The organism is Burkholderia sp. Ac-20392 (genome assembly GCF_017104585.1).
Taxonomy (GTDB): Bacteria; Pseudomonadota; Gammaproteobacteria; order Burkholderiales; family Burkholderiaceae; genus Burkholderia; species Burkholderia lata.
Genome location: NZ_JAAGPB010000162.1, coordinates 1 through 16765, shown reverse-complemented (window position 1 = coordinate 16765; position 16765 = coordinate 1). Strand labels below are relative to the sequence as shown.

Annotated in this window: 20 protein-coding genes; 10 read left to right on the top strand and 10 right to left on the bottom strand. The window is 66.2% G+C overall.

Annotated features, from left to right (window positions below):
* From G3N99_RS18995 to G3N99_RS18980, 5 genes are all read left to right on the top strand, one after another.
* The coding region (locus G3N99_RS18995) for an MFS transporter (RefSeq protein ID WP_206123181.1) at positions 1–659 on the top strand (659 nt) is incomplete at its 5' end.
* A 265-nt stretch (positions 660–924) separates the two neighbouring features.
* On the top strand, positions 925–2025 hold the full coding sequence (locus G3N99_RS18990) for a nitronate monooxygenase (RefSeq protein ID WP_174934053.1): 1101 nt from the start codon (positions 925–927) through the stop codon (positions 2023–2025).
* A gap of 194 nt (positions 2026–2219) precedes the next feature.
* Positions 2220–2591: a GFA family protein gene (locus tag G3N99_RS18985; RefSeq protein ID WP_206123180.1), complete on the top strand. Its 372-nt coding sequence runs from the start codon at positions 2220–2222 to the stop codon at positions 2589–2591.
* Positions 2588–2716 (top strand): hypothetical protein, encoded by a 129-nt coding sequence (locus G3N99_RS42390; protein WP_277396392.1) that lies wholly within the window; start codon positions 2588–2590, stop codon positions 2714–2716. Before G3N99_RS18985 ends, G3N99_RS42390 begins: the two co-directional genes overlap by 4 nt.
* 102 nt (positions 2717–2818) lie before the next feature.
* On the top strand, positions 2819–3274 hold the full coding sequence (locus G3N99_RS18980) for a MarR family transcriptional regulator (protein WP_107314491.1): 456 nt from the start codon (positions 2819–2821) through the stop codon (positions 3272–3274).
* Between the two features lie 48 nt (positions 3275–3322).
* Here the strand turns inward: G3N99_RS18980 and G3N99_RS18975 are convergent, their stop codons facing one another.
* The 3 genes from G3N99_RS18975 to G3N99_RS18965 all read right to left on the bottom strand — a co-directional run bounded on the left by G3N99_RS18975 (position 3323) and on the right by G3N99_RS18965 (position 6185).
* Positions 3323–4039 (bottom strand): GNAT family N-acetyltransferase, encoded by a 717-nt coding sequence (locus G3N99_RS18975; protein ID WP_206123179.1) that lies wholly within the window; start codon positions 4037–4039, stop codon positions 3323–3325.
* A gap of 98 nt (positions 4040–4137) precedes the next feature.
* A complete protein-coding gene (locus G3N99_RS18970) occupies positions 4138–5523 on the bottom strand; it encodes an ATP-binding protein (RefSeq protein ID WP_206123178.1) in 1386 nt (461 codons plus the stop codon).
* A complete protein-coding gene (locus G3N99_RS18965) occupies positions 5520–6185 on the bottom strand; it encodes a response regulator transcription factor (RefSeq protein ID WP_174934045.1) in 666 nt (221 codons plus the stop codon). The genes G3N99_RS18970 and G3N99_RS18965 overlap by 4 nt, the downstream gene beginning before the upstream one ends.
* 284 nt (positions 6186–6469) lie before the next feature.
* Between G3N99_RS18965 and G3N99_RS18960 the strand changes: the two genes are divergently transcribed.
* Together G3N99_RS18960 and G3N99_RS18955 are read left to right on the top strand one after the other, a co-directional pair.
* Positions 6470–6997: a VTT domain-containing protein gene (locus G3N99_RS18960; protein WP_174934043.1), complete on the top strand. Its 528-nt coding sequence runs from the start codon at positions 6470–6472 to the stop codon at positions 6995–6997.
* A 43-nt stretch (positions 6998–7040) separates the two neighbouring features.
* Positions 7041–7766 carry an rRNA adenine N-6-methyltransferase family protein gene (locus tag G3N99_RS18955; protein ID WP_206123177.1) on the top strand — a complete coding sequence of 242 codons (726 nt, stop codon included), beginning with the start codon at positions 7041–7043 and terminating at the stop codon, positions 7764–7766.
* A 268-nt stretch (positions 7767–8034) separates the two neighbouring features.
* Here the strand turns inward: G3N99_RS18955 and G3N99_RS18950 are convergent, their stop codons facing one another.
* The 5 genes from G3N99_RS18950 to G3N99_RS18930 form a co-directional block, all read right to left on the bottom strand.
* Positions 8035–8364 (bottom strand): DUF4148 domain-containing protein, encoded by a 330-nt coding sequence (locus G3N99_RS18950; protein ID WP_206123176.1) that lies wholly within the window; start codon positions 8362–8364, stop codon positions 8035–8037.
* Between the two features lie 54 nt (positions 8365–8418).
* Positions 8419–8748 carry a DUF4148 domain-containing protein gene (locus tag G3N99_RS18945; RefSeq protein WP_206123175.1) on the bottom strand — a complete coding sequence of 110 codons (330 nt, stop codon included), beginning with the start codon at positions 8746–8748 and terminating at the stop codon, positions 8419–8421.
* A 61-nt stretch (positions 8749–8809) separates the two neighbouring features.
* Positions 8810–9136 (bottom strand): DUF4148 domain-containing protein, encoded by a 327-nt coding sequence (locus tag G3N99_RS18940; RefSeq protein WP_206123174.1) that lies wholly within the window; start codon positions 9134–9136, stop codon positions 8810–8812.
* Positions 9137–9207: 71 nt separating this feature from the next.
* The gene (locus G3N99_RS18935; protein WP_174934033.1) at positions 9208–9627 is read right to left on the bottom strand and encodes an organic hydroperoxide resistance protein; all 420 of its coding nucleotides are present in this window, start codon (positions 9625–9627) and stop codon (positions 9208–9210) included.
* 265 nt (positions 9628–9892) lie between these two features.
* Positions 9893–10357, bottom strand: coding sequence for a RidA family protein (locus G3N99_RS18930; protein ID WP_174946060.1), 465 nt, complete (start codon positions 10355–10357; stop codon positions 9893–9895).
* A 213-nt stretch (positions 10358–10570) separates the two neighbouring features.
* Between G3N99_RS18930 and G3N99_RS18925 the strand changes: the two genes are divergently transcribed.
* Positions 10571–11536, top strand: coding sequence for a LysR family transcriptional regulator (locus G3N99_RS18925; RefSeq protein WP_206123173.1), 966 nt, complete (start codon positions 10571–10573; stop codon positions 11534–11536).
* A gap of 31 nt (positions 11537–11567) precedes the next feature.
* Here the strand turns inward: G3N99_RS18925 and G3N99_RS18920 are convergent, their stop codons facing one another.
* Positions 11568–12275 (bottom strand): SDR family NAD(P)-dependent oxidoreductase, encoded by a 708-nt coding sequence (locus tag G3N99_RS18920; protein ID WP_174934027.1) that lies wholly within the window; start codon positions 12273–12275, stop codon positions 11568–11570.
* A gap of 467 nt (positions 12276–12742) precedes the next feature.
* On the opposite strand from G3N99_RS18920, the gene G3N99_RS18915 reads away from it, so the two are divergent.
* Both G3N99_RS18915 and G3N99_RS18910 read left to right on the top strand, forming a co-directional pair.
* Positions 12743–13066, top strand: coding sequence for an H-type lectin domain-containing protein (locus tag G3N99_RS18915; protein WP_174934024.1), 324 nt, complete (start codon positions 12743–12745; stop codon positions 13064–13066).
* Between the two features lie 500 nt (positions 13067–13566).
* Positions 13567–15852 (top strand): Ig domain-containing protein, encoded by a 2286-nt coding sequence (locus G3N99_RS18910; RefSeq protein WP_206123172.1) that lies wholly within the window; start codon positions 13567–13569, stop codon positions 15850–15852.
* A gap of 317 nt (positions 15853–16169) precedes the next feature.
* Here the strand turns inward: G3N99_RS18910 and G3N99_RS18905 are convergent.
* The coding region (locus tag G3N99_RS18905) for a shikimate kinase (protein WP_346778493.1) at positions 16170–16765 on the bottom strand (596 nt) is incomplete at its 5' end.

Genomic DNA, 16765 nt, shown 5'->3' with positions numbered 1-16765 from the left:
TCGCCGCGCTGCTGACGATCTTCGTCGTGAAGGAAGATTTCCACGCGGGCACCGATGCCGGCGTGCGCACCTCGAGCGCCGCGGCCGGCACGCCGCACCGCACGAATCGCGCGGCGGTCGCCGCACTGCTGGTGACGGCGATGATGGTGCTGCTCGCGAACATGTCGATCGAGCCGATCATCACCGTCTATATCGGCGGCCTCGGCGTGGGCGGCGACCACCTCGCGCGCGTCGCCGGCGTCGTGATGGCGTGTTCGGCATTCGGCAGCATGCTGACCGCCGCGCGACTCGGCGCGCTGGCCGACCGGATCGGCAGCTGGAACGTGATCATCGGCTGCCTGTTGCTGACCGCGCTCGCGATGGTGCCGCAGGCGTTCGTCACGCACTGGTGGCAGCTTGCCGCGCTGCGCGGGCTGATGGGCATGACGCTCGCCGGGTTGCTGCCGTCGATCGGCAAGCTCGTGCGGCAATCGGTCGACGAGCGCGCGACCGGGCAGATGCTCGGCTACCTGCAGTCCGCGCAGTTCAGCGGACAGGTGATCGGCCCGGTGATCGGCGGACAGATCGGCGTCGCACTCGGGCTGCATTCGGTGTTCTTCGTGACGGGTGCGTTGCTGGCGGTTTGCGCGGGGCTCGCGCATTGGGCGCGCGGCAGATAGCGGCTGGCCGGCGGATCGCGGGCTGGCGTAGGATGGGCGCGGAGGCGGGTGTTGCGCCGGGCGGTGGCGACGATGCGCACCGTCGCCACAGTCGCAGACACCGCCGCGCCGCATGGCTATCCATCGTTTTCGACATGACTTTCACGTGACCGGTCGCGCACAAGGCACGACAAACGCGCACCGATCCGAACTCGACACACGCGCGTCGGCCCGCATCCGGCCGACGCATTTCGATGACGGCTCTTGCAGGAAGGAGGCAAGCGACATGAATCAATCGACCGACAACCGGACGCTGTTGCGCACGCTCGGCGTGCGCGCCCCGATCGTCCAGGCGCCGATGGCCGGCGTCAGCACGCCGGCGCTGGCCGCCGCCGTGTCGAATGCGGGCGGGCTCGGCTCGCTCGGCGTGGGCGCGACGAACGCCGACGGCGCGCGCAAGATGATCCGCGACACGCGTGCGCTCACCGACCGGCCGTTCAACATCAACGTGTTCTGCCACCAGCCGGCACACGCCGACGCGGCCGTCGAACACGCGTGGCTCGAGTGGCTTGCACCGGCGTTCCGCGAATACGGCGCGACGCCGCCCGCATCGCTGTCGGAGATCTATACGAGCTTCATCGCGGACGAAGCGATGCAGGCGCTGCTCGTCGAAGAAAAGCCGGCCGTCGTCAGCTTTCATTTCGGGCTGCCGTCCGCGGACGTGATCGCCGCGCTGAAGCGCGCGGGCGTCACGCTGTTCGCGGCCGCGACGAATCTCGACGAAGCCCGCCAGATCGCCGCCGCCGGCATCGATGCGATCGTCGCGCAGGGGATCGAAGCGGGCGGGCACCGCGGCGTGTTCGATTCGACCGCGCATGACGATCGCCTCGGCACGTTTGCGCTCACGCGCCTGATCGTGCGCGAATGCGCGCTGCCGGTGATCGCCGCCGGCGGCATCATGGACGGCGAAGGCATCGCCGCCGCGCTCGCGCTCGGCGCGCAGGCCGCCCAGCTCGGCACCGCGTTCGTCGCGTGCCCGGAGACGTCGATCGACGACGGTTATCGCCGCGCACTGCTTGGCGACGCGGCACGCCGCACGACGTTCACGGCCGCGATCTCGGGCCGGATCGCCCGCGGCCTCGCGAACCGCCTGACCGCGCTCGGCGACGATCCGCACGCGCCGGCCACGCCCGCATACCCGATCGCATACGACGCCGGCAAGGCGCTGCATGCGGCCGCGAAGGCGAAGGGTGAATTCGGCTACGGCGCGCAGTGGGCTGGGCAGGCGGCGCCGCTCGTGCGGTCGCTGCCGGCGGCCGAGCTGTTCGCCACGCTCGAACGCGAAACGCGGGCCGCGATCGAACGGATGCAGCACGTGCTGGATTGATCGCACGATTCGCGCGCAACGGGCCGCAGCCTCATGCCGGCGATCGGTAAACGCCCCCGATCGCCGCACCGATACGTCGCCGCCCGCCGCCGATTTGCAATGTTCTGTATCTGCACGAACCGCGGATACATCGCGATACAACGCACGTTCGGGCGTCCGCTATAAAGCAGGCATGACCTCTTCGGGAGTGCACCATGTCTGCAACCTGGTTCAAAGGGTCCTGCCATTGCGGGGCCGTCAAATTCGAAGTCCGCACCGCCATTACGCCGGCGGTGCGCTGCAACTGCAGCCTGTGCCGCCGGCGCGGCGCATTGATGAGCCCGATGTTCGCCGCCAGCGAACTGAAGATCGTCGAAGGCGAGGGCGCGCTGACGTGCTACCAGTTCAACACACGCACGGCCCGTCACTATTTCTGCAGCCATTGCGGCATCTATCCGTTCCATCAGACGCGCAAGGACCCGGCCTGCTGGCGCGTCAATCTCGGCTGCCTCGATGGCGTCGACCCGTATGCGCTCGATGCAACGGTCGCCGATGGCGCAAGCCTCTCGGTCGTGGAGGACGCATGAAACGCTGGCTGACGATCCTGCTGTTTGCCGCAGGCGGGCTCGCGACCGAAATCGCGCATCCGGTGCAATGCACGCTGCTGTCGGTCAACCGCGTGCAGACCGGCAAGCGCCGCAGGGCGGACTGACGGCGCGCCGGTTCATCGAGAACGATTATCATGTTTCCGATAAGATCGCACGCGATATATAATGCGTCCATCTGCGGCCGTTCGCGTCGCTGGAGGACGTTCATGAAACCGACCGAAACCCCATCCGCCGCCGCGCCGAAGCTGTCCGAATTCCTGTGCTTCGCGATCTATTCGACGAACCTGGCGTTCGGCAAGGCGTACAAGCCGATCCTCGAAGAACTCGGCCTCACGTATACGCAATACATCACGATCATTGCGCTGTGGGAGCAGGACAACCAGACGGTCGGCCAGCTCGGCGAGAAGCTGTTCCTCGAATCCAATACGTTGACGCCGATCCTGAAGAAGCTCGAGGCGATGGGCTACCTGGAGCGGCACCGCGATCCGTCGGACGAACGCCAGGTGCTCGTCAGCCTGACGAAGAGCGGCCGCCGCGTGCGAGAGAAGGGGCTCGACATGAACCTGGTCGAAGCCACCGGGTTGAAGCCGGACGAATTCGCGAAGATGCAGAAGGCGATCGTCACGCTGCGCGGCAACCTGATCCGGTCGACCGACGAATAAATACCCGAACCTCCAGCGGCCGGCACGCGCACCGTGCCGGCCGCGTCGTCATGCTTGCCCGTCGCCCAGCACCAGCAGGTGCATTTCGCGGCGGACGACGAAACCCAGTGCGAGATAGCGCTCGATCGCCACCTGGTTCGACGTGAGGACGTGCAGGAAGGGCGTATCCGCGCGCGCATCGATCTCCGCAATCAACGCCCGCATCAGACGCGCCGCCAGCCCTTGCCGCCGGAACGCGGCATCCACGCAGACGGCGCTGATCTCCGTATACCCGTCGACCTGCATCCGCTCGCCGGCCATCGCGGCCAGCCTGCCTTCGCTGCGAATGCCGATGTAATGGCCGAGCTCGTATGTGTGCGGGCCGAACGGGCCGGGCTGCGCGGCCGTGGTCAGCGCGAGCATGTCCGGCACATCGGCTGCGGTGAGCGTGACGTAGCCCGGTTCAGGCGCCGGGTCGAGCGCCCCTTGCCAGACCATCTGCAACAGGTTTGCGCGCCGGATCACCGACAATCCCGCCGGCGGCTCGATCTCGTCCGTCGTGACCAGTGCCGCCGGCCCGTGGGCGGCGATCAGTGTGCGCAACGCATCGAACGATGCCGCGCTCGTGTCCTCGATCGCGGCGAACGGCGCGATGGCTGCCGGAAATCGCCATGCACGGTCGTTGCCGAGCGCAAAGCGGCGCTGCCTGCCCGCCAGCGCGTTCCACACCACATGGTCGAGCGGGTGCGCGCTGCCTGGCGCGTTTCCGGTCGTTGCATCGGACATCGGCTGCTCCTCGATTGAAGGTTTCGATGGCACAGCATAGACCGGGATCGGTCGGGCAGGGCGCGGCGCCTGCACGACAAGACTGGCCCGCGCCCACGCTACCGCTGCCAGCGTTCCGGATCCACCCATATCGGGAACGACAGGACCACCGCCAGCCCGTCCCCCCCGATCCCCGCCGCCACCTCGACCGACCCGCCGTGAGCATCGGCGATTCGCGCGACGAGCGACAGGCCGATGCCGCTGCCTGGCGGCACCGTTCCCGGTACGCGGTAAAAGCGTTCGAAGATTCGCTCGCGCTCGCCGACCGGCACGCCGGGCCCGTCGTCCGCGATCCGCAGCCTGACCTGCGCCCCGTCCGCATCGGCAGGGCTGTCGCACGTGATCTCGACCCGCCCGCCGTCACGGCCGTATCGCAGCGCGTTGTCGATCAGGTTGCGCACGGCAATCGCGATCTCGTCCAGATCGCCCCAGACGCGTACCGGTTCGACCGCGATCCGCACCGTCTGCCGGCGCGCATGCGCGGTCGCGTCGAAGTCGCTCGCGATCAGCGCAACGAGCCGCGACAGGTCTACCGGCCCGTGCTGGTCGACGCGCGATCCGGCATCCAGCCGCGCCAGTTCGAGCAATTGCCCGGATAGCCGCGCGCTGCGCTCGACGCCCGTTGCAAGCCGACGCAGTGCCTCGTTCTTGTCTGCCAGACTGTCCGCCTGCAATGCGACTTCCGCCTGGGCCGACAACGCCGCCAGCGGCGTGCGCAACTCGTGCGCCGCGTCGCCGATGAAACGGCGCTCGGTGTCGACGGCCTGATTCAGTCGCGCAAGCAGGCGATTGAACGACTCGACGAGCGGGCGGAGTTCGCCCGGCAGCGTCACCAGCGGCAACGGCGAGAAATCGAACGCGGCCTTGTGCTGGATCGCTCGCTGGACGTCGCGCACCGGCCCGAACGACCAGCGGATCACCCACCAGATCACGACGCCCAGCATCCCGAGCATCACCGCCGTATTGAACAGGCCGAGTTGCAGCGCATTGCTCGCCTTCTCCTGCCAGGTCGTGGCCGGGCCGCCCGTCTGAACGTGAATCCGGCCCGCCGGATCCGACAGCGAGTAGACCCGCCAGGTCTCGTCGTGCGCGGCGCCGCGACCGGCGCTCACGCCGTATCCGTCCCGCAGGTCGGCCTTGAGCGCCGCCCCCGGCGCATCCGCGCTGTGCATCACGTTGCGGCCATCGACCCAGACCTGGAACGCGACGTCGTATTTGCCATACGCGGTGTTCGGCACCACTGCCTGGGCGTTCGCCTCGGGCAGGCGATCGATCGCATCCGGCAACGACAGGAGCAGCAGTTGCGCGGCGCTTTCGAGCATGCTGTCGCGCCAGCCGCGCTGTTCGCGCCACAGGCCGATGCCGAGAAACGCCCCCCAGCTCGCCCAGAACACGACGACCGCCGCCATCACGGTCGCGAGCAGGCGCACGCGTAGCGACTTCATGCCGGACTCTCGCCGACGCGATAGCCGAAGCCATGCACCGTCACGATCAGTTCGTCGCCGAGCTTGCGGCGAAGTTGATGGATGTACACCGCGATCGTGTTGCTTTCGATTTCGCTGTCGTTGCCGTACACGCGCGCTTCGAGCTGCGTCCGCGTGACGACGCGGCCTTGCCGCTCCATCAGCGCGAGCAGCGTGCGGTATTCGTGAATGCTGAGCGCAACGGGTTCGCCGGCGCGCGTGACTGCCTTGCGCGCCGGATCGACGTGCACGTCGCGGTAGATCAGACGCTCCGACACGCGGCCCTGGCTGCGGCGCGTCAGCGCACGCAGCCGTGCGTAGAGCTCGTCGAGCTGGAACGGCTTCACGAGATAGTCGTCGGCGCCTGCGTCGAGGCCGCGGATACGGTCGCTCAGCTGATCGCGTGCGGTCACGATCAATACCGGCGTCGGGTCGAAGTTCGCGCGCATCGCGGCAAGCAGCGTGAAACCGGACGCGCCCGGCAGTTGCAGGTCAAGCAGCACCGCGTCGTAGTCGTGACCGACGAGCGCGAGCCGCGCGGCCGGCACGTCGGCCGACCAGTCCGCGCGCCAGCCGTTCTGCCTGAGGCCCGCGCACACGGCGTCGGCCAGCATGACATCGTCTTCCACCAGCAGGATATGCATCGGTTTCGCTCCTCGAATGTCGAGGTCGCCAGCCTGACCGACCGCGATTAAAAACTTCTTAAAGCCTGAGGGCCACGATGCGTGCCATTCGCCGCATTGCCGGTGCAATGCATCTGGCGTTTTCTCGAGAGGCTCGCGATGACCGTGTCACGTCCTTCAATTCCGTTGCTGCAATGCAATGCGGCACGAGGCTCCACCCGCGCGCCGTCCGGGTGCGGGCCATTCTGGCATGGAAGATCGCGCGCGTTGTGCGCGTTGCGCAACCGCTGCGCGGGAGGAGCGCGATGAACCCGCTCACCACGCTCGTCCCGTTCGGCCTCGCGCTCAGCCTGGCCGGCGCCAACAGCATCGCCTGCCTCGTCGGCCTGTCGCTGATCGAACGGCTGATCCCCGTGCTGCCGTCGCACGTGCTCCTCACGATGATCGGTGTCGCCAGCGCGCAGGGCGCATGGACACTGCCGGAAGCCATCGTCATCACGGCGCTCGGCAGCTTCGCGGGCTGCCTGTTGCATTACGCACTCGGCAACCTGTGGCCGGAAGACAGCGTGCTGGCCCTGCTGCGCCGCGTCGCGTCGCTGGGCAGGCTGCAGCCCGCACGAATGGACGTGCTGATCGACGGCATCCGCGCTCGGCCCACGCGGCTCGCACTCTGGTCGCAACTGGTGCCGTTCGTCCGGCTCGTCGCACCGGCGCTCGCCGGCTTGCTGGAAACGAGTTTCGCGCGGTTCGCGTCGGGCGCAGCGGCCGGCATCGTGCTCTGGAACACGCTGTTCATCACGGCCGGCTACCTGGCCGCGCAAGCGGCCGCCTAGCCCGACATGTCGTTGACCGATCGACCCCACCTGGAGCCTGTCGATGAAAATCCCTGAATGGATGCTGTTCCTGCGGACCTGGTTGCGCCATCCGCGCCGGGTCGGCGCGCTCGCGCCATCCGGCCCGGCGCTCGCCGCGCTGATCACCGCCGATATCCCGCGCGACGGCGCCACCGTGATCGAGCTCGGTGCGGGCACCGGCGTGTTCACGCGGGCGCTGCTCGCACGCGGCGTGGCTAGCGACAGGCTGGTGCTGGTGGAAGCCGATCCCGCTTTCGCGAACACGCTGCGGCATCAGTTTCCCGCGTTGCGGATCATGCAGATGGATGCGGCGCAGCTCGGCATGACGGGCGACTTCTTCGGCGGGGCGCGCGCGGATGCGATCGTGAGCGGATTGCCGCTCGTCGCGATGCCGGTCGAACAGGCCGTCGCGATCGTTCACTGCGCGTTCGCGCGTCATCTTGCTGCCGATGGCGCGTTCTACCAGTTCACGTATGTGCCGCGCTGCCCGATCCCGGCCCGCTATCTGGAGGCCATGCGCATTCGCGCCATCCGGGTTGGCGTCGCGTGGATGAACTTCCCGCCCGCCATCGTGTATCGCTTCGAGCGCCGGATCGACAGGGCCCGACATCAGTGGCCGGGTGCGCGGCCGCAGCTCGATGCGGTTGCGGAGGCAACCACTTTGCGCGGCATCGACATCATCCGGTTTCCCCCTACGCCATCACTCAATTCGAGCGGCGCCGGGCCATCGGCGGAGGGACGTCCATGATCGTGAACGCGTTTGGCTTTGGGTTGCTGTTCGGCTGCCGAGGCTGCTGCCGCTTCTTTCTTCCATGCTCGCTAGTGGCGATCGCCGGTCGCGGCGTTGGCGCTGCGCACTATCGAACCCCAAGCCCACGCGAGCACGTGCGCATGTCAACCTGCGACGTTACCTTCCGTCGAAGGTCAACGAGAAGCGCGCCATTCGCACGCGCTCCCGTTTCCCACACGTCGTACCAAGCTTCCCGGCCTTGCGCGACGATTCCGACGCGTCATGCTCAATGGCCGAAGTAGATCGACCGCTCGGCCGTGCGAACCGCGCTGCGGCCGCCCGACTGCGTCGCATTGCCGGCGTCGCTGCCGTAACCGGACACCTGCGAATCGACCGCGACTGCCGTGTTGTCGTGAACCCGACGCAGCGCAGCCTGGAGATTGTCCGGATAGTTCGGGTCATTGGGCCGGTTTGGCAGGTAGCCGGCCTTCTGCAGCGCGGCCAGTTCCGCACGCACTTGCGAGCGCGTCACGGTGCTTTCGCCAGCAAACGCCGGCGCGGCAACGGCAGCCGACACGGCAACGAGAAGGGCAGCGATCAGTGGGGTCTTCATCATTCACCTCGACAAGAAAATGGGGATTCAGCGGTTGCGCACCGTGCGCGGTTTCGTTCAATGACCGAAGTAGATCGAGCGTTCGGCGATCCGCGTCGCGGGCCGGCTGCCCGACTGCGTCGTGGCGACGGCCTCGCCGCCGTAACCGGACGTCGCTGCATCGGCCACTGCGGTGTCGTTCGCGTGAATGCGCGTCAGTGCGGCCTGCAGATCGTCCGGGTAGTGCGGATCGTTCGCGCGGCCCGGCCGATAGCCGGCCTGTTCGAGCTGGACGAGCTCGGCGCGAACCTGCGCGCGGGACACGGCGGCTGCATCGGCGAACGCCGGTGCGGCAACGGATGCGGAAACGGCCACGAGAAGGGCGGCGATCAATTGGGTTTTCATCATTTACCTCGACAGAAGAGAAATAAAAGCAATGCTGGATTCGCGTATCGACGATGCGCCGCGCTCAATGACCGAAATACACCGAGCGGTCGGCCACGCTGACCGCATGCCGGCGGCCCGATTGCGTTGCCGCCTCGCCGTTGCTGCCGTAACCGGACGCCTGCTCGTTGCCGGCAACCGCATCGGCGGCATGGATCTGCGTGAGTGCAGCCTGGAGATCATTCGGATAGGTGGCGTCGGTCGCGCGATTCAGCGGGTAACCGGCCTGTTGCAACTGCGCGAGCTCGGCGCGCACCTGCGCACGCGTCACGGTGGATTCGCTGGAGAACGCCGGTGCGGCAACAGTGGCCGAAACAGCGACGAGAAGGGCGGCGATCAGTCGGGTATTCATCATTCACCTCAAAAAGAAAGAAAGGAAATCGGGCATTCGGCAAGGCGGCGCGCGGCCGCCTGATGCATCGTTCAAGCGATACGGATGTCGACGTCGATGTTGCCGCGCGTCGCCTTCGAATACGGGCAGGTCTGGTGCGCGGCATCGACGATCCGCTGCGCCACGTCGCGATCGAGCCCCGGCACGCTCACGTTCAACCGGGCCTGCAGGAAGTACGCGTTGCCGGCGGTGCCGAGATCCACTTCGGCGTCGACCGCGAGATCGGCCGGCAGCGTCACCTTCGCGGCACGCGCCGCGAGCTGCATCGCGCCGATGAAGCAGGCCGACCAGCCGGCCGCGAACAGCTGTTCCGGGTTGGTGCCGGTACCGGCGCTGCCCGGCGACGACAACTGGATGTCGAGGCGGCCGTCGGCACTGCGGGCCGTGCCGTCGCGGCCGCCCGAAGTCGTATGCGTCTTGCCCGTGTACAGCACTTTTTCGATCTTGCTCATCATTTGCTCCGTCAGTTGGCTGGTTTGTTTCAGATGCGATTCGATCGCATACGATGGAGTTTCGTCGAGGCGACCATCCGAGTCAAGCGCATTCGATTAGATCGCACGCGATATTTTGTATTTCAATGTATCTGGAATGTGTGCAGCTTTGCCAGACAAGGCTTCCAGACGATCGATCCCCGATATTCAACGAGCAATGAATCCGGGCAGGGCAGGTGAAAACACCCGCGGAGAGGGCTGGCCGCCCGGCGGGGCGGCCGATCGGTCAGGCCGGGTCGATCTCGGCGATCACGACGAGGATCACGGCCGCATCGGCCGGCAACTGCCGCTGGGAGAATGCCGAGCGCGCGTGGCCCGACTTGCCGCCCAGCACGGCGGCGAACAGGTCCGACGCGCCGTCGATCACGGCCGGCTGCCCGAAGAAGCCGTCCGCCGAACTCACGTGCCCCTCGACGCGCACGATCTTGCGCAGGCGCTCGAACCCGCCCAGGTGCCGGCGGATCTGCGCTAGCACGTTCAGCGCCGCGAGCCGGGCGGCATGCTTGCCTTCGTCGACGCTCAACTGCTCGCCGACGCGGCCGGTATAGGCGACCTTGCCGTCGACGAGCGGCAGTTGTCCCGAGATGAACAGCAGGTTGCCGGCGTCGCTGACGGCCGTGTAGCTGCCGAGCGGGTTCGGCGGTTCGGGTAACGTGAGGCCCAGGTCGGCCAGCTTCTGTTCGACGGTCATGTCGTGCTCCTTGCGGGAAAAGGGTTCGGGTAATCGGTGCTGCCTGTGAGTCACTGTAGTCATGCGGCCGAAGCCGGTAAATGTCAGCCGAGCAATTGATTCACGACGCGGTGTAACGAATCACGCCGTGTGCGCTCGCTGGTTTCCCGCGCGAGATTCATGCACACTCGGCGTCATCGCGCGCCACGCGCTGGAGACGGCAGGAATCGCCTCATGCAACGACAATTCGACGATCTGCTGCTCGGCAGCATCGAGCTGTTCTGTCTCGCCGCCGAACTCGGCAGCTTCACGCTGGCGGCGAACGCGGCGAGCGTCACGCCGGCCGCGGTCAGCCGGTCGGTCGCGCGGCTCGAGGAGCGTCTCGGCGTGCGGCTGTTCGTGCGCACGACACGCCAGATCCGCCTGACCGATTCCGGCCGCCGCTATTTCGAGCAATGCCGCGACGCGCTGTCGCAACTCGTCGACGCCGAACGCGAGGCGACCGGCCAGCAGGCGACGCCCGCCGGCGTGCTGCGAATCAGCATGCCGACGCCGTACGGGCACTATCGCGTGCTGCCGCTGCTGCCGGCGTTTCGCGAGCGGTATCCGGACGTGCGCGTCGACACCCACCTGAGCAACCGCAACATCGACTTCGCCGAGGAAGGCTACGATCTCGCGATCCGCGGCAGCGCGCCGGCCGATTCGAACCTGATCGCACGCAAGCTGGAGGATGCCGAACTCGTGATCGTCGCGACGCCCGGCTACCTGAAGCGCGCAGGCATGCCGACCGCCGTCGACGACCTGCATGCGCACGAATGCATCCAGTTCGAGCTGCCGAGCAGCGGGCGGACGATTCCGTGGCTGTTCAACGATGGATCGGACGGGATCGACGTCGCGACGACCGGCAGCTACGGTACGTCGGGCGACTACCTTGCCGGTGTGACGCTCGCGCGCAGTGGCGCGGGCCTGTTCCAGACCTATCGCTTCATCGTCGAGCAGGATCTGCGGGCCGGCACGCTCGTGGAAGTGCTGCCCGGCCTCGGCGGCCGGTCGCGGCCATTCATGCTGCTGTATCCCCATGCGCGCTTTCTGTCGTCGCGCGTACGCGTGTTCGTCGACTTCCTCATCGAGCATCTGGCGCGCGCGCCGGCCAGGCCTGCGGTCGGCACACGCGCCAAACGGGCCCGCGCGTCGCGCTAGGCGCGCCGGCTCGCGGTGTCGACGCCGCGACTCAATGCCCGGCGCTCTGGCCGCCGTCGACGTGCAGGATCTCGCCCGTGACGAACGGCGCCGAATCCAGGTACAGGATCGCGTCGACGATGTCGCTCATTTCGCCCATGCGGCCGACCGGATGCAGCGAGGCGAGCGTCGCGTGCGTTTCGGGCGCATGCATCGGCGACTTGATGATGCCGGGCGACACCGCATTCACGCGAATGCCGGCCTTCGCATACTCGATCGCGAGCGACTTCGTCGCCGCATTCAATCCGCCTTTCGTCAACGATGCGAGCACTGACGGCACGTTGCTGTTCGCGTGATCGATCAGGCTCGTCGTGATGCTGACCACGTGGCCGCTGCCGTGCTTCTGCATCGCGGCGATCGCATGCTGCGTGACGTGGAAGAAACCGTTCAGGTTGACGCTCGTGATCTGCGCGTAGTCGTCCGCGGTGTACTGCGTGAACGGCTTCGCGATGAAGATGCCCGCGTTGTTGACGAGCGTGTCGACGCGGCCGAAGCGTTCGATGGCGGCATCGACCACGCGCCGTGCGACGGCCGGGTCGCCGATGTCGCCCGCGACGGTGACGAGATCGGGATCGTTCGACGGCCCGATCGAACGTGACGTGGCGACGACGCGATGGCCGCGGGCCCGGAATGCGTCGACGGTTGCCGCGCCGATGCCTTGCGATGCACCGGTGACGATGATGACTTTGGATGCGCTCATGATTTGCCTCGATGGGTGATGGGTTCCCGGCTTCAGTGCCGACCGGATCGATGAATCCGATGGGCGAACTGTAGGCGTGCCGGTTGCAATCTCGAACACCCACCGTGGAGCAACAGTCTTGCGTCGCGGGAACAAATGCGGGGAGGGGCGGCGGACTGCGGTCAGCGCTGCCAATCAGGACGTTCAGTGGAGTTGCACGTCAAAGACTCGTCACCCTTCCGCAACGAGAGCATTTCGTTGCCGCGACGGTGTCGCGTGTCGGTCATACGAGGCTTCGACATTGCCCGACCTACGGCTCGCCTGGTGGTAGTTCGGCCGCCATGTCGACGAACCCGGATCGCTACTTCATTCGTGTAATCACGTGTAATCGCTTTCGACGTGCGCGCGGCATAACTTTGCTTCGAGCGGAGTGCTTTCGCGCAAGGCTCATCCACGAGGTCAATCGTCTTTTCCATTAGGAGCTTGAAATGCTGGAAAGAATCGTAGCAAAGCAGGCAATCGGCAGCCAACAAGGCCAAGACCGGAAATCCTGGAAAAACCCGCCGTTCAATACGAAAATCGCTTTCCCCGGCACGTTTTCGACCGCTCCCATCGTCGTCGTGACGGCCCTCCAGGACCCCAACGACGGAGCCTCTTATCCGGACACGTTCTCGGTGACGGTGACCAAGGTCACGACGACCGGATTCAACGTCAACATCACGCGCCAGGATGCGGTGTTCCCCGAATACTCGGGCAGCGATTGGGGGCAAAACCTCTACATCGCGTACATCGCCGAAGTTCCGAGCCAATAAGTCAACACACGCCGGCATCATGCGGCCGCCGTCTCCTTTCGAGTTGCGCCGGTTCCAAGACCGGAAGTTCGACCAGGGAGTACGGCGGCTGGCCAGCCGCCATCCACCGCGGCTGGCCGCCATCGGAACGGATTGCCGTGCAGCATGCCTCGAGCAGGGCGCTTGCGTCGGCGAGCGCGATTGAGGCAGTCACGGTGCGTCGCTTGTCATGTGCCGCACGCAAGGCTCACGACGCAGATCCCGCAGCCCTGATCCCGGAAGGATCGAGCGTCGAAAGCCGGTGCGCTCACCCGTCGACGAAGGATTGCCGGCGCCGACGGCATGCACGGGTGCTCCAGTCTGTCCGCCGGATCGGCTGCGTCCAGTGGCCAACCGCCGTTACTCGTATGCCGGCGATATCGCTTAGCCATTCTAAACATGGGCTCACGGCACGCCTGAGAAGGATGCAATGGTGAAACTGCGCCGCTTGCGCCCGCTCTTATCGTCAGGAAAGTCGAAACATGACAAACACTCTGCACATTCCGGCTGGCTATTTGACGCTGGGCCTGGACTCCACCGGCGCTGTCGTCGAACTCGTCGATTCCCGCAGCGGCCACGACTTCATTGCGCCCGGGAAATCCGTCCCGTTCGTCAGTCTCGTGATCGACCGACAACAGGTGATGCCCACTGGCGTCCGATGGTCCGCCGCTGACAGCACGCTCTACTTCGTGAGCGAGACGCGTCTCGGATTCGAGGCCGACGTCCGCGTCCTGCAGAAGAACGGTTACGCCACCTTTGAAGTCACCCGGGTGTTCATCACCGCCGGCAGCGACGTTCAGACGCTGCTGTGGGGGCCATTGCCCATCGCGATCAACCAGACCGTCGGCGAAGCCGCAGGCGTGGTGCGCAACAACGATTTCGCGATCGGCCTCAAGCCGCTCAACGACCGCACCGAAGGCGCGTGGCCCAAGGAATATCCGCAATACGGCTGGGAAAGTGACGTCGACCCCAATCCGTACCTGCTGCATGTAGCGCCCATGGAACCGTGGAGCGTGGCCGCCAAGACTTCATGGGGGGCCGTGCTGCGTGCCTTTACTTTTGACTATACGCGCCGGCGTGAGCGGCTCAACCCCACCGGCGCGCCGATTCCGCTCGGTCCGCTCGACAGCAACGGCACGGTAATCGGATCGAAAATTGCACTATACGGTTGCGAACCGGATCTCGTCACGACCGTGCTGTCGTTCATCGCGTCGGGCGAGCACCTCCCGTATCCGACCCAGAACGGCCAATGGCAGAAAGTCGCCCAGGCCAGCAGCCAGTCGTTTCTTGTGCTGACCAATCTCGCCATCGACAATGTCAACCACGCTGCCAGCTTCGCCAAAAGCGCGGGCATCCAATACATCTACTCGCTTCCGCCGGACTGTCGCGGGCCGTGGGAATACACCGGCCATTATCGGTTCGACGGCAGCTTCGGCGGCAGCGACGACCACGCTGCACGCCTCGTGGCCATTGCAAAGGAGCGCGGTGTCCGCGTCGGCGTTCATACCATGTCGGACTTCATCAGCACCGGCTCCGACCGCGCCATCGACCCCTACGTTTCGCCGATCCCGGACCCGCGTTTGGCCACGGGCCCGCAAGCCGCGTTGTCCCGGCCCTTGAGCAAGCTGGACACGGCGCTCTACTTGCCCGTACCCGGACCCGCGCAGGCCGCGATCAACAAAAAAATGCTGCGTGTGGGCGACGAATTCATCTCGTTCGACAGCTTCCAGAAGATCGGCACGGTATGGCAAGTCAGCGGGCTGCAGCGAGGTCTATGGGGCTCCACCGCGGTCGCAGCCGAGCGCGGGACGCCCGTTGCGCGGGTGATCGTGAACGAGTACGACGGGGCCACCGGCGGCCTCGGCATCATCGACGAGATTGCCGTCCGGCTGGGGGCCCTGCGAAACGACGTCGGCATCCGGTCCCACTCGTTTGACGGCGTGGAATCCGCCAGCCTCTCCGGCTGGGGCAGCTTCGGCATTGCCCGGTTGATCAACGGCACCTACGCGACCCATACCGGGCACGATGGTTACATCAGCGAGACCAGCCGGATGACCTCGAATGCGTGGGACGTGCTGACCCGCGCGAGTTGGGGCGATCCGATGGGTCAGATGCTCCGCAACAATGACTTCTACCAGGCCAACTACCTGCCGGGCATGCTTGGGTGGCTCAATCTCACAGGCGTCTGGACACTCGACGCCGACACCCAGTTCCAGATCGAAACCCAGCTCGCACGCGGCGCGGGGCTCAACGCCGGCACCGGTTTCTGGTTCACGATGGACAGCCTGTCCTCGGACAATTCACTGACATCCCAGATTCTCGAGAAAATCAAGCAGTGGGAAACGGCCAGAAATCTGGGCGCCTTCACCGAGAAGCAGAAGTTCGAGTTCCTCGATCTGAAGACGCACTGGACCCTGACGGTCGTCCGTCCCGGGCAGAGCTGGTCGTTACAGCAGTTGACATCCGACGGCACGCCGTTCGGCGATCCGCAGACCGTATCGGCGCCGACGCCGCAACTGAGCCCCGCGGTTTTGCCGGATGCCGCGCGAGGCACGCTCTACGAAGCGAGAGTCACGACGAATACGCCTGCGACACTCCATTTTGCGGTGACTGGCGGGGCGTTGCCTCCCGGTCTGCTACTCAACCCGGACACCGGCGGGATCGTCGGGACGCCCGGCAACGCCGGGAGCTATTCCTTCACCGTCACGGCCACCAATGACGGGGGACTGGCTGACGCGCGAGCCGCTTACACGATCAAGGTGCGCTGAAGTATCGCCCCCGTTTGGCGGTTTCGCGGGCCTTCACGCCTGCATTCCGGACGCGCGTCGCGGCAGCTGTGCGGCGCGCGTTGCTCAGGCGACGCCTGCGGATTCGTCGCGTGACGAGCCGATTCGTCTGCTACGGAACACGCAGTTGGACAAAGTGACGACGATGTTCGGATAACTTTTCTTATCACAACAGCACGATTGAAAATCCAAACTCGCCGTTTCGAAAACGCGTCTGATGTGCAATGTCCGGGCCGCCCCTTCGTGCGTCTCACCATCGATTCGAGGGGCAGGGAAGCGAGCGCACGCTGCGTACGTCCTCAATCCGTCGCGTCGATCCGGGCCAGCAGCACCGTCAACACATCGGCCGTCGCGCGTGCGACACCCTGCGAAGTCGTGTCGACGAGCGCATGCGCACATTCGCGATACAGCGGGTCGCGCAAGCGGTACAACGCGGCGAGCGTTTGCCGCGGGTCGGCCACCTGCAGCAACGGCCGGCGCGTGTCGTCGCGCGTGCGGCGCCACAGCGCATCCGGATCCGCATGCAGGTAGATCACGCAGCCGCGCTCGTTCAGGCGCGCGCGGTTGCGCGGATTCAGCACCGCGCCCCCGCCGGTCGCCACGACGACGTTCGGGCGCTGCGTCAGTTCGTCGACGATCTGCATTTCGAGCAGACGAAAACCGCTTTCGCCGACCTTGTCGAACAGCACAGCGACCGAATGGCCGGTGCGCCGCTCGATCTCGTCGTCGCTGTCGACAAACGTCCAGCCGAGCGACGCCGCGAGCGCGCGGCCGAGCGTCGATTTGCCTGCGCCCATCATGCCGACCAGGAATGCGCGGGCGGGCAGGGCGCACGCGTCGGCCGCCGCAACGACGGCGCTCACAGGCGCCGTGCGAGCGGCCAGCCGGCCCGCGT

Excerpts from the sequence above, each read along its gene's own strand:
- G3N99_RS18985 (WP_206123180.1), top strand. The coding sequence starts at position 2,220 with ATGTCTGCAACCTGGTTCAAAGGGTCCTGCCATTGCGGGGCCGTCAAA.
- G3N99_RS18940 (WP_206123174.1), bottom strand. The coding sequence starts at position 9,136 with ATGAATACCCGACTGATCGCCGCCCTTCTCGTCGCTGTTTCGGCCACT.
- G3N99_RS18930 (WP_174946060.1), bottom strand. The coding sequence starts at position 10,357 with ATGACCGTCGAACAGAAGCTGGCCGACCTGGGCCTCACGTTACCCGAA.
- G3N99_RS18970 (WP_206123178.1), bottom strand. The coding sequence starts at position 5,523 with ATGAAGTCGCTACGCGTGCGCCTGCTCGCGACCGTGATGGCGGCGGTC.
- G3N99_RS18935 (WP_174934033.1), bottom strand. The coding sequence starts at position 9,627 with ATGAGCAAGATCGAAAAAGTGCTGTACACGGGCAAGACGCATACGACT.
- G3N99_RS18990 (WP_174934053.1), top strand. The coding sequence starts at position 925 with ATGAATCAATCGACCGACAACCGGACGCTGTTGCGCACGCTCGGCGTG.
- G3N99_RS18975 (WP_206123179.1), bottom strand. The coding sequence starts at position 4,039 with ATGTCCGATGCAACGACCGGAAACGCGCCAGGCAGCGCGCACCCGCTC.
- G3N99_RS18955 (WP_206123177.1), top strand. The coding sequence starts at position 7,041 with ATGAAAATCCCTGAATGGATGCTGTTCCTGCGGACCTGGTTGCGCCAT.
- G3N99_RS18910 (WP_206123172.1), top strand. The coding sequence starts at position 13,567 with ATGACAAACACTCTGCACATTCCGGCTGGCTATTTGACGCTGGGCCTG.
- G3N99_RS18945 (WP_206123175.1), bottom strand. The coding sequence starts at position 8,748 with ATGATGAAAACCCAATTGATCGCCGCCCTTCTCGTGGCCGTTTCCGCA.
- G3N99_RS18960 (WP_174934043.1), top strand. The coding sequence starts at position 6,470 with ATGAACCCGCTCACCACGCTCGTCCCGTTCGGCCTCGCGCTCAGCCTG.
- G3N99_RS18965 (WP_174934045.1), bottom strand. The coding sequence starts at position 6,185 with ATGCATATCCTGCTGGTGGAAGACGATGTCATGCTGGCCGACGCCGTG.
- G3N99_RS42390 (WP_277396392.1), top strand. The coding sequence starts at position 2,588 with ATGAAACGCTGGCTGACGATCCTGCTGTTTGCCGCAGGCGGGCTCGCG.
- G3N99_RS18915 (WP_174934024.1), top strand. The coding sequence starts at position 12,743 with ATGCTGGAAAGAATCGTAGCAAAGCAGGCAATCGGCAGCCAACAAGGC.
- G3N99_RS18980 (WP_107314491.1), top strand. The coding sequence starts at position 2,819 with ATGAAACCGACCGAAACCCCATCCGCCGCCGCGCCGAAGCTGTCCGAA.
- G3N99_RS18950 (WP_206123176.1), bottom strand. The coding sequence starts at position 8,364 with ATGATGAAGACCCCACTGATCGCTGCCCTTCTCGTTGCCGTGTCGGCT.
- G3N99_RS18925 (WP_206123173.1), top strand. The coding sequence starts at position 10,571 with ATGCAACGACAATTCGACGATCTGCTGCTCGGCAGCATCGAGCTGTTC.
- G3N99_RS18920 (WP_174934027.1), bottom strand. The coding sequence starts at position 12,275 with ATGAGCGCATCCAAAGTCATCATCGTCACCGGTGCATCGCAAGGCATC.